Source organism: uncultured Intestinibacter sp., from assembly GCF_902468165.1.
In the GTDB taxonomy this organism is placed as follows: Bacteria; Bacillota; Clostridia; order Peptostreptococcales; family Peptostreptococcaceae; genus Intestinibacter.
Genome location: NZ_CABQXJ010000090.1, coordinates 1 through 11,763 on the forward strand (window position 1 = coordinate 1; position 11,763 = coordinate 11,763).

At 29.6% G+C, this 11,763-nt stretch carries 10 protein-coding genes; 2 read left to right on the top strand and 8 right to left on the bottom strand.

From position 1 onward, the window contains the following. Positions 1–284 precede the first annotated feature (284 nt). Positions 285–1,160 carry a hypothetical protein gene (locus RDX53_RS12680; protein ID WP_243269568.1) on the bottom strand — a complete coding sequence of 292 codons (876 nt, stop codon included), beginning with the start codon at positions 1,158–1,160 and terminating at the stop codon, positions 285–287. Positions 1,161–1,473: 313 nt separating this feature from the next. Here RDX53_RS12680 and RDX53_RS12685 point away from each other — a divergent pair, with 313 nt between their 5' ends. Next, on the top strand, positions 1,474–1,851 hold the full coding sequence (locus RDX53_RS12685) for a hypothetical protein (protein ID WP_195930125.1): 378 nt from the start codon (positions 1,474–1,476) through the stop codon (positions 1,849–1,851). Positions 1,852–1,951: 100 nt separating this feature from the next. On the opposite strand, the gene RDX53_RS12690 is transcribed toward RDX53_RS12685, so the two are convergent. The 5 genes from RDX53_RS12690 to hutH all read right to left on the bottom strand — a co-directional run bounded on the left by RDX53_RS12690 (position 1,952) and on the right by hutH (position 8,579). Further along, complete coding sequence (locus RDX53_RS12690; RefSeq protein ID WP_195930126.1) at positions 1,952–2,593, bottom strand: cyclodeaminase/cyclohydrolase family protein; 642 nt, start codon at positions 2,591–2,593, stop codon at positions 1,952–1,954. 30 nt (positions 2,594–2,623) lie between these two features. After that, positions 2,624–3,901 (bottom strand): imidazolonepropionase, encoded by a 1,278-nt coding sequence (hutI, locus tag RDX53_RS12695; RefSeq protein WP_307994278.1) that lies wholly within the window; start codon positions 3,899–3,901, stop codon positions 2,624–2,626. 37 nt (positions 3,902–3,938) lie between these two features. Further along, the gene (gene ftcD / locus RDX53_RS12700; protein WP_195930128.1) at positions 3,939–4,832 is read right to left on the bottom strand and encodes a glutamate formimidoyltransferase; all 894 of its coding nucleotides are present in this window, start codon (positions 4,830–4,832) and stop codon (positions 3,939–3,941) included. Between the two features lie 103 nt (positions 4,833–4,935). After that, a complete protein-coding gene (locus RDX53_RS12705; protein WP_195930129.1) occupies positions 4,936–6,975 on the bottom strand; it encodes a urocanate hydratase in 2,040 nt (679 codons plus the stop codon). Positions 6,976–7,007: 32 nt separating this feature from the next. Next, positions 7,008–8,579 (bottom strand): histidine ammonia-lyase, encoded by a 1,572-nt coding sequence (gene hutH, locus RDX53_RS12710; RefSeq protein ID WP_307994279.1) that lies wholly within the window; start codon positions 8,577–8,579, stop codon positions 7,008–7,010. 240 nt (positions 8,580–8,819) lie between these two features. Here hutH and RDX53_RS12715 point away from each other — a divergent pair, with 240 nt between their 5' ends. Further along, the gene (locus RDX53_RS12715; protein ID WP_195930131.1) at positions 8,820–9,731 is read left to right on the top strand and encodes an AraC family transcriptional regulator; all 912 of its coding nucleotides are present in this window, start codon (positions 8,820–8,822) and stop codon (positions 9,729–9,731) included. A 56-nt stretch (positions 9,732–9,787) separates the two neighbouring features. Here RDX53_RS12715 and RDX53_RS12720 read toward each other — a convergent pair whose 3' ends face one another. Continuing rightward, entirely contained in the window at positions 9,788–10,333 is a 546-nt protein-coding gene (locus tag RDX53_RS12720; protein ID WP_195930132.1) for an acyl-CoA thioester hydrolase/BAAT C-terminal domain-containing protein, read from the bottom strand. A 171-nt stretch (positions 10,334–10,504) separates the two neighbouring features. Then, positions 10,505–11,518, bottom strand: coding sequence for a LacI family DNA-binding transcriptional regulator (locus RDX53_RS12725; protein WP_195930133.1), 1,014 nt, complete (start codon positions 11,516–11,518; stop codon positions 10,505–10,507). Positions 11,519–11,763 lie beyond the last annotated feature (245 nt).

Sequence of the window (11,763 nt, forward strand, 5' to 3'; positions counted from 1 at the left end):
CCCAGGTGGGTGATCTGTAGATAGTTTCTAATTTCTTATATAAATACAAGATATATTTACTCCGCTACCTAACTCCAATCTCCCGTAAAATATTTGTCGGTTGAATTTAAAGGTCACCATTCGTATGCCTCAGGATTTTATATGTTTATTATATAACAAAATCTAAAAAATTTAAAGTCTTTTTCTATGGTAATTTTAGAAAATTTTTTAAAATCTTTTCAGAAAATTTCTATGTAAATATAATTTATATTATAAATCTGATTTACGGTTGAAATTTCTAGATTTTAATCATATCTATTTTTATCATATCTATCTTCATCTTCTTCATAGTATTCTCCATATTCATAATCATATTCATTATAGTCTTCATCATATTCTTCCATATCTTCTATATCATCACTTTTTTGTTGTTCTTCTAAATTATCCCCTCTCAAAAGACTTCCTAATAATTTAATATTATTTGAACTTCCTAAATTACTTATATCTGCTAAGGAACTTAGTGAAAATCCGCCTTCTCCATCTTCTGGTAAAAATAACTCGGCAAATAAATCAATTTTCTTTTTCATGTCTATTGCTTTTTCTACTGATTCTTTTCTCTTTTCTGGAAATACCTCTAAAATTTCTTTTATCATCATATTCTTTTTGTCTTCTTCATCCATATTTCTAAAAAATTCACTTTCATCTTCTTTTTCTAATATATCCACATCATTTAATTTTTTAATTCCTTTAACTAAATCTAATATACTTTCCATCTTTATTAATATTTTTCGTTCTTCAGAGGACATATATTTCTTAGTTCTTGTTATAATCTCCATTCCCCTGTCTAAATCTTCTTCATTTAAATCCATAAGTTTTATTCCGGTCTTTAAATCATCCACATTATATTTTATAGCATTATCAATGGAATTACTTTTATGCCTACTACTCTTTTTAATTTTTTTTATTTTTTTAATCTTTTTTCCCCTTGGATTTGACAATGAAGTAGATTTCTGGCTTTGATGGCTTTTACTGTTTTGTTTTACTTTTGGAACTAATTTTTTATTATCTTTTTTATCTATCTTTAAACTATCGTTCGATACATTCTTATCTTTATTACCGAACAAAGACGTATTTCCATTGCTCAGAGCTAAAAGTCCAAGTATCAACAATAAATTGTTCAATACAAGTCCCCCCTTTTATAATAGGTATAATCCATACAATATCTTAACATATATTTTAAAATATGATTCTTTAATTGTTAATGTTCCTATTAATTAATATATCTATATATAATATTATGATTAAAATCTTCCATATATTATATTTAATTAAGAAGTATATTTTCTTCTCACTTTTTAATAAACATTTCATATAATATGAATATATTAAATCTTTTACTAATGTATATTTTTTCAATTATAGTATTAACTTTTATTAGAAGTCTCATATAAATTATATATAATCATTATTTTTAAGCTGAGAAAGGAGTTTTCTATGAAAAATTCAAAGAAAAAAATAGATAAAATAGACAAAGATACTTTAGAGAAATTTGCAAAAGATAAAAATATCGACAAAAATAAAATAGAAGATATAGCTAATAGCTATCAAGGCAAATCTGAAGATGAACTTTTAGATGAACTTATCAACATCGGTAAGAATTTAAAGGGGAAAGAAGAAGTCGTATCTAAATTTAAGAATTTTTTAAATCCAGAACAACAGCAAAAACTAGACTCTATTATGAACAAAATATCTGAAGCAGAAATACAAGATAAGATAAATTCTAAAAAAGCTAAAAATAAAAAATCAGCTTCACATCATAGCTCATCTGGCAAAAAAACTGTAAAAAAAGTCAAAAGAGTAAAAAAGGGATAATAGGATAATAAAAAGGTATTGAAATTTAACTTTTCAATACCTTTTTTCGTGATATGTAAAATTATAAATTTAAAAAGAGAACTATATTTTTAATTTATAATCAATCTAGTTGTTTATGTATATTTGAAATTATATTATCTTTTATTTCATTGCCTTCTGATAGTATTTCTTTGCATCCATCTCTATATTTATCATAAATTTGTTTGTCTTTAATTTGTCCTAAATTCACTTTTACATTTAATATTGCGCCTTCCATACCTGCTGATAGCATTAAAGTCCCAACGCCTATATCTGTTATCGCGTTTTGATTCCCATTTTTAATCAAAAAATCTAGTAATCTTAAGGCTTCTAATGAAAGACTTGCTGTTTTATATGGTACCTCAATAGAAAATATTGTAGCTTCTTGTATTGCTTTAGCTCTCAATTGATTTTGTTCTTCTGTTTCTTTAGGCATTTTTACTACCTTCATAAATTCATTAAATGATTCTGTATCCTTGTCTACTAAAGTAGATAGCTCTTTTCTTATCTCTCCTAGTTTATCAAATCTAGCTTTGAACTCTTCTTTTGTTTTTTCGTCCAATTGTTCAAACTTCTTTTTTTCAAAACTAAGATGAGCCATCATTCTTGCAAGTGAAACCCCTATATCACTTGCTAAAGCTGATACAGAACCTCCTCCTGGTGCTGGCGAATTTGAATCTACTTCGTTTGTAAAATCAGCCACGCTCATATCAATTAATTTCATATCTTTCCCCCCTATACACCTTATTTATATTTATTGTTTTTTATTATAAACTGCAACCTTATCATCAACTACTAATTTCCCATTTTTGTAGACTCTTTGGGTATGATTTATGCCAAAATGATACATTAAGTATTCAACATTAGGAGCGTCAAATACCACAAAATCTGCATTTTTACCAACTTCTAGTGAACCTATTTCATCCGCTCTATCTATAGCATATGCTGCATTTATCGTAACTGATGTAAGAACTTCATTTGGAGTCATATTTAGATGTAGACATCCCAACTGCATTACAAATTGTAGATTTTCGCTAGGACAACTTCCCGGATTATAGTCACTTGATAAACTCACTATAGCTCCCATATCTATCATTTTTCTACAATCAGCATAATTTTTATTTAAGTTAAATGATGTAGCAGGAAGTATATTTGCCACAACTTTATTTTCTACCATCATCTTTATGCCTTTATCACTAGCTGCCATAAGATGATCTGCAGATATACATCCTAATTTTGCTGCTAACTCTGCTCCTCCTAAAGACTCAATTTCATCAGCGTGTATTTTTAATTTATATCCCATTTTTTTTGCGCTACTTAGTATGCACTCGCTTTCTTCTATACTGAATACTCCTTCTTCGCAAAATACATCACAAAATTCTGCCAGTCCCATATTTTTTATTTTCGGCAACATTTCATCTACTAATATATCTATATATCCTTTATGATTTTCTTTGTACTCTTGTAAAATAGCATGTGCTCCTAAAAAAGTATGTACTAAGTCTATTGGATGAGTTTTATCTAATAGTTTAGCTACTTCTAGTTGTTTAATTTCTGTATTTAATTCTAATCCGTATCCACTTTTTGCTTCTATTGTAGTTACTCCAAACTCTAACATTCTATCCAAGCTTTTTTTAGCTTTTTGGTATAACTTTTCTTTTGATGATTCTCTTGTAGATTTTACAGTACTTAATATTCCTCCACCATTTTTCAAAATTTCTATATAAGGTATCCCATTTAATTTCATCGAAAATTCATTTTCTCTTGAACCTCCATGAACTAAATGTGTGTGTGTGTCTATAAGTCCAGGTGTTACTAAAAGCCCCTGTGCATCGTGTATTTGTGTATTTGGACCAATAATATTTCCAAATATATCTCCTACTCCTATAGCTAGTATTTTACCGTTTTTAACTGCTATATACGCATCTTCTATTATCTGAGTGTTATTCATCTCTTCTTTTACTTTAAAATTTGATGAACCCTGCATTGTAACTAATTTCCCAATATTTTTTAAAATCAAATCGGCTTTCATTGTACTTCCCCCGCTTTATATACAAGTATTTAAAAATTTATTCCATTAAACTAGTTTCTAAAACTTTATCTAGTGTAAAATTTTCAAGCCCTAAATAATATGATGCCACATCGACAAGTGCCTCCATAGGACAAAGACCGACTATTTCGCTGCCTATAATATTTACTCCATATCTTTTAGCTTCCATTTTTACCGCCTCGAACGCTCTGTACATACTCGTTTTTGTATAGTCTGTTAAATTCATTGTAACTTGGGTCATATTTTTCTCTGGTACTTCTACAGGGCCCGCTTTTATATATCTATATCCACCATTTGAATGTCTAATTGTTTTTGCTATTTTTGATGCTATATCAATATTTGTAGTATCTAGATTTATGTTATAAGCAATTAATGGTCTTCTAGCTCCTATAGCAATTGCTCCTGCTGTTTTATGTTTTTTATTAACACCATAATCTGGAGTCCAATTAGTATCTTCTAATTTTTTATCTAGTCCTTCAAATTCTCCTTTTCTAACTGTTGCTAAGTTTTCTCTTTCACCTCTAGTAGCTGCACATTCGTATAAAAATACAGGTATTTTATATTCTTTTGCGACTTTTTCACCAAGCTCATTAGCTAGTTTAATAGCATCATCCATATCCATATCTTTTATAGGAATAAATGGGCAAACATCAGTAGCACCAAATCTAGGGTGCTGTCCCTTATGTTTATTCATATCTATAATATCTTTTGCCACACCTATAGCTTCAAATACTGCATCTTTTACCTTTTGGGGCTCTCCTATTATCGTAACTACTAATCTATTGTAATTTTTATCAGCTTCATAATTTAATAGTTTTACGCCTTCTTTTCCTATTAAAGGATTAATTATTTTCTCTATCTTATCTAAATCCCTGCCTTCACTAAAATTTGGTACACATTGAACTATAGCCACAATCTTATCCTCCTTGTATATAAATTCCTAGCCCCAAAAAATCGTATTATTGAGCTAGGATAATATTTTTATACATAATATATTTAACTTACTTAAGTCTTATTTAAAAAAACTTTTTATCTCCAACTGTTTTTTCAATTAAATCATCATCAACTAAAAACGGTAGTGTTATATGATCTTTTCCTTCGCACATTTTGTTGTATTCTATTACAGTGTCGATTGAGTTGTCATTTCTAGCCCAAGCACGTCTTGCAACGCCACTCATAACATCCCATGGCATAGCAGTTCTAAGTATGTCATCAACTCTTTGTGAACCATCTAGAACCATACCAAATCCACCATTGATTGATTTTCCTATTCCAACTCCTCCACCATTATGAAGAGCTACTAAACTCATTCCTCTTGCACAGTTTCCAGCAAAGCAGTGAGTCGCCATATCTGCCATTATATTGCTTCCATCTTTTATGTTTGAAGTTTCTCTAAATGGTGAATCTGTTCCAGATACATCATGGTGATCTCTTCCCATCATAACTGGTCCAATTTCGCCACGTCTTACCATATCGTTGAATTTAAGTGCTATTTTAGTTCTTCCAATTGCATCTTGGTATAGTATTCTCGCCTGTGTTCCTACTACCAAGTTATTCTTTTCTGCATCTCTAATCCATATCCAGTTGTCTCTATCTTGATATCTCCTATCTGGGTCTATACATTCCATTGCAGCATGGTCAGTTTTTATTAAGTCTTCACGTTTTCCACTTAAACAAACCCATCTAAATGGTCCATAACCAAAGTCGAATAATTGAGGTCCTAATATATCTTCAACATAAGATGGGAATATAAATCCATCTTTTTCATCTATTTTATTTTTAGATATTTCTTTTCCACCTGCATCATATACAGCCTTCATAAAACTATTTCCATAGTCAAAGAAGTAAACGCCTTTGTCGTGTAATATTTTTATTAATTCAAAATGTTTTAATAAAGTTTTATCTACTAATTCTATAAATTTTTCTTTGTCATTTGCCAAAAGTTCTGTTCTTTCTTCAAAAGTGATTCCTTGTGGACAATATCCTCCATCATAAGGTGCATGGCAAGAAGTTTGGTCTGACAGTAAATCAATATGTATATCATTATCTACTGCGTATTGAAGTAAATCTACTATATTCCCATGAAATGCTATAGCGCAGGCTTCCCCTTTTTCAATTTCTACTTTTGCTAAGTCGAATGCTTCTTTTGGACTTTGTGTAACCTTGCTAATCCACCCTTGGGTATATCTAGTTTCTATTCTCGATGAATCTACTTCCGCTATTACTCCAACTCCACCAGCAATTTCTACTGCCTTACCTTGGGCTCCACTCATCCCGCCAAGACCTGAAGTTACAAATAATTTTCCTTTTAAGTTTTTATCTTTAGGTATACCAAGTTTTAATCTACCTGCATTTAATATTGTTGAATATGTACCATGAACTATTCCCTGTGGACCTATATACATCCAACCGCCAGCCGTCATTTGACCGTAATTTGCAACACCAATTGCAACTGCCCTTTTCCACTCTTCTTGATTGTCAAACATACCTATCATTAGAGAGTTTGTGAGAATTACTCTTGGTGCATCTGGTTTAGATTTAAAAAGCCCTACTGGATGACCAGAATGTAGCACTAAAGTTTGATCTTGAGTAAGTTCTTCTAAATATTTTTTTGTAAGTTGATATTGCATCCAATTTTGAAATACTTGTCCAGTCTCTCCGTATGTAACTAATTCATAAGGATAAAGCGCTACATCAAAGTCGAGATTGTTATCTATCATAACTTGAAATGCCTTACCTTCTATACATTTTCCTTTATATTCATCTATTGGTTTTCCATATATTTTTCCTTCTGGTCTAAATCTATATCCATAAATTCGTCCATATGTTAATAATTCATCTAAAAATTCGGGTGCTAATTGTTCGTGATATTGTTGTGGTATGTATCTTAAAGCGTTTTTTAATGCTAGTTTTATATCTGAATTTGTCAATTTTGATTCACGTTTAGGTGCTCTTCTTATATGTTCTTGAAATGCTGGAATTTTATCTGGAATTTTGTCGAGTTTGATAGTTAAAGCTTTATTTATCTCTTCATTTCTTATATTTAAATTATTCAATTTAAATTCCCCCTTAAATTTTCCTGTGTAAATTAAAGTTTTAAATCGCTAACTATTTCTTCACCTACTAATAATTTTTTTCCTATAGCTTTTTCTACTGCTTTTACTAATAAATTTTCTTTTATAATATCTTCACAAATATTTATATCTTTATACATTATTCTATCTTTATCTACAAAAGGCGTTCTCTCTCTTATAATTTTATATGCTTCTTCTGTGCCTTTTCCTAGTTTTTTCTTTCCTCTTAAGTCTATAGCTTGTGCTGATGCTAGTATTTCCATAGCTAATACTTTTCTAGCATTATCTAATATATCTCTAGCGTGTCTCGATGCTATAGTCCCCATAGAAACATGATCTTCTTGATTTGCTGAAGATGGTATTGAATCTACACTTGCTGGATGAGAAAGTACCTTATTTTCAGATACTAATGATGCTGCACTATATTGAACTATCATAAATCCTGAGTTAACTCCGCCTTCGTTAACTAAAAACGCAGGAAGACCGTGACTAAGTGCTGGATTTACCATCTTTTCAAGTCGTCTTTCTGATATATTAGCAATTTCTGATAAAGCTATTCCCAAAAAGTCAAAGGCAAGTGCCATAGGTTCTCCGTGGAAGTTACCTCCAGATATAATTTTTTGATTTTCACCAGGAAATATTATAGGATTGTCTGTTACAGAGTTCATTTCTATTTCAACTTTTTTAATTACATAATCAAGAGCATCTTTACATCCTCCATGAACTTGTGGCGAACATCTTAAAGTATATGAATCTTGTACACGAAGGTCGCCTTGTTCTGTAGTCATTTCACTTCCTTGTAATATTTCCAAAACATTCTTTGCTGTATTAAACTGTCCCTTATGAGGTCTTACTAAATTTACTCTTTCATCCATAGCACAAGTTATACCATTTAAACCTTCCATAGTAAGGCCAAGTGCTATATCTGCAGTTTTCATTAAGTTTATAGCATCATAGGCAGTTATTGCCCCAATTGCTGTCATGCATTGAGTTCCATTATTTAAACTAAGTCCTTCTTTTGAAGATAAATACTCTAAAGGTTTTATACCTGCCTTTTCAAGTGCATCTTTAGAAGACATTTTTTCACCTTTATATATAGCCTCTCCTTCTCCTATCATAGTTAGAACCATATGAGAAAGTGGAGCCAAATCTCCAGAAGAACCAAGAGAGCCTTTTTCTGGTACTATTGGATGAACACCTTTATTTAACATATCTATTAAAATTTGTAGTGTCTCAAGTCTTATACCTGAATATCCTTTTGATAATGCATTTATTCTAAGCAACATCATAGCTCTTACGATTTCTTCTGAAAGAGGATTTCCAACACCACATGCATGACTTCTTATTAAATTGATTTGAAGTTTATGAGTATCTTTCTTAGATATGACTACATCTGAAAATTTTCCAAATCCAGTTGTTATACCATAAGAGACTTTTTCGTTTTCTACTAAGTCATCAACTATGGCTCTCGATTTTTTTATTCTTTCAACTGCATTTTCTGTAAGCTCAACTTTGTGATTAAATCTACTGACTTTAATTAAATCTTCTAAAGATAAATTATATCCGTCCAATTTAATTATGCTCATATTTAAGACCTCCTTAATTTTTATTTTATACAATGAAAATTTTATAGATTTTTTATAGATTTACTAAACAAATATTAATTTTAGGCTGAAAATTTCTGACATTTGAATTATTCTTTACGTGACTTGCTAGGGTGTTATGTTATAAGTATAATTAATAATATAAATTATATCTATAAGGATTTTATCAATTTCTATAACTATATTGCGCTAAAAGTTCATTATATTTTAGGAGGGATTGTTATGAAGAGAAAAATAATTGTTGCAAACAATCTATTAGAAAAGAAACAGTATGGTGATTATACTTTTCCTATTGATTTCGATTATAATACCTTATTTGCTTATGAATATGGATTTTTAGATTATCACTGGCATTATGAAATGACTTTTTCTATAATTTTAGAAGGCTCTATGGAGTATAGAGTTAATGACAAGATATACAATATGAAAAAGGGAGATGGATTATTTATAAATTCTCATACATTGCATACTGCTAAAGGCTATAATAATAAAGACTGTGCATTTTTGGCACTTATGTTTAGACCAAATTTTATTTTTGGCCATGAAGAAAGTATAATAAAAACTAAGTATATTGATATAATTGAAAATTCTACTCAATGTCCGGCATTTTTCTTAGATTCTAAAAATAAAATTCACCAAAATATTATATCTATAATACTTCAAGCAAGTAATATATTTTATGAAAAGAAATCTTGTTATGAATTATTAATCAAAAGCAAAATATGTGAAATGTGGTCATTATTTTTTAATGAGGTCAGCTCTATTTTACAAGATGAACAAATCTTTAATTCAAACGATATTATAAGACTTTCTAAAATACTCAACTTTATACATAGCAATTATCAAAACAAAATAACACTTTATGATATTTCAGAATCATGCAATATAAGTAAAAGCGAGTGCTGCAGATTTTTCAAAAAGGCGACCAAACAAACTCCTTTTGAATACCTTTTAAATTATCGTATTAAAAAAAGTATACCTCTTCTTTTAAGCGATAATTTAAATATCACCGAAATCTCAGAAAATGTCGGCTTTTCAAACGCCAGTTATTACACAGAAATATTTAAAAGAGTTATGGATTTGTCGCCTACTAAATATAAAAAGGAAAAATTAAAAAGTATTTCTTCTTTTTAAAAAATCATAATCTATTTAAAAAGAGCTATTGCCTATTAATTTTTTATTTTATGTATTTATCTTTCTTTCCATTTTTCGATTGCTTTTCTGACTTTTTTGTCGATATCTATGCGTGTTTTTTTACACTCATCAGGATACTTTCTCGCTTCTTTAAATGCTAATTTGACAAATATGCCAGAAAAGACCGGAATCATTTTTTTAAGCATGCTTTCTGGAAATATAAAATGTGTACCATGCTCATAAGTTGCAACTATAACATTACACTCATGATTTGTATTTTTTAGCCTTTCTTCCATACGTCTGATATACCTAACAGTGTCCCACAAAACATCATCAGATGCTCCTATAAGCACAAGATCTCCCTTTATATTTTCAACCTTAATCATTTCTTCTTCCTTAAGTGGATGAACTTTTTCCGAATCATCAAATAATTTCCATGAATTAATCATATCTCCAGTTCGTTTACTTTCTGATTTTATAAGTTTCCAATAATCAGGATGTTTGTAAGCAAAAGGCATATAAGGCAATGCTTCACCCCTATAAGAAAACAATGACTCACCTTCTATAGGCCATTCTTTGCATCCGTCTTTTTTACCTTGCATAAACCCTTGCCAATTATATCACATAGTGAGAGCGATTCTCATCTCATACATTATTAAGATGGATATAATTTCCTTATAATTAAAAAACGGCATAAGTTACATTGCTGTAAATTATGCCGTTATTTTAAAAAATTAAAATTCACCAGTTTAAGCCTGTTGGATTTTCTTTTTTTATTTTTTTTCGATTACACTTTCTCTTTCAATTATCTCATATGGTAAAACGAATTTCTTTTCTTCAAGTGGTTCATCATTTATCATTTTTATTACCATTCTCATAGCTACAGCTCCCATATCATAAAGTGGTTGACCTACTGTAGTTAATTTTGGACGATACATTTTAGAAAGCTTAGTATTGTTGAATCCTGCTACAGAAATATCTTCTGGAACATTATAACCTTTATCAAAGATAGCATTTATAGCTCCTATAGCAGCCTCATCACCTGTCACAAATACTGCATCAGGTTTTATACCTTCTTCTAATAAGTCTGACATTACTCTATATCCGCTATCATGATCAGTATTTCCATATTTTATTATATCTGGATTTACATTTATATTATTATCAGTTAATGCTCTTTCGTATCCTCTTCTTCTTTCTGTTTCAAGTATAGTATCAGCTTCACTAGTCATTATAAGAGCTATATCTTTATGTCCTTTATCTATTAGATATTTTGTCATATCATAAGTAGCATCTTCATTGTTAGTACTTACTGTATATACATCGAAAGTTTGAGCTGTTTTACTTATATAAGTTGCAGGTATACCACTATTGTTGATTGATTGTATATGGTCTTCATCTAACGTCCATGAAATCATAACTATCCCTTCAACTTGTTTTGCTCTTAATAAATCTATACTCTTTAACTCTTGCTTTTTCTCAGAATATGTATTTGCTAATAATATATCATATCCGTACATTTTTGTAACGCATTCTATACCATTTACAATTTCATTTACGAATGAATCTGATACTTCTGGTACTATAACACCTAATAACTTACTTTTCTTAGTAACTAAACTTCTTGCAAGAGGATTTGGAACATATCCTGTTTCTTTTATTACATCTAAGACTCTTTGTTTAACTTCATCCGTAACTGGCTTTGAGTCATTTATTACTCTTGAAACTGTAGATATTGAAACTCCAGCTAATTTTGCAACGTCTTTTATTGTAACGTTATTTTTCATTATTTTTCCTCCTTATTTTATTCTCGTTTCATAATATTAAAAATTAATTGTAACATACTTTTTGATTTTTATAAATATATTATTTATACTTTTTGCAATATCTATGCTTATGATATTTAAAAGTTTATTTATTTGAATACAATATATATCCTATTTTCTTTATTTATTTTATTTTTTTATATTAATTAGCAGTTAAGGATCCTACATGTATCACGATAGTTAAATATTTTACTAATAATATTTTA

Coding starts and splice junctions, on each gene's coding strand:
- RDX53_RS12685 (WP_195930125.1), top strand. CDS start 1,474: ATGAAAAATTCAAAGAAAAAAATAGATAAAATAGACAAAGATACTTTA.
- RDX53_RS12690 (WP_195930126.1), bottom strand. CDS start 2,593: ATGAAATTAATTGATATGAGCGTGGCTGATTTTACAAACGAAGTAGAT.
- hutI (WP_307994278.1), bottom strand. CDS start 3,901: ATGAAAGCCGATTTGATTTTAAAAAATATTGGGAAATTAGTTACAATG.
- hutH (WP_307994279.1), bottom strand. CDS start 8,579: ATGAGCATAATTAAATTGGACGGATATAATTTATCTTTAGAAGATTTA.
- RDX53_RS12715 (WP_195930131.1), top strand. CDS start 8,820: ATGAAGAGAAAAATAATTGTTGCAAACAATCTATTAGAAAAGAAACAG.
- RDX53_RS12720 (WP_195930132.1), bottom strand. CDS start 10,333: ATGCAAGGTAAAAAAGACGGATGCAAAGAATGGCCTATAGAAGGTGAG.
- RDX53_RS12725 (WP_195930133.1), bottom strand. CDS start 11,518: ATGAAAAATAACGTTACAATAAAAGACGTTGCAAAATTAGCTGGAGTT.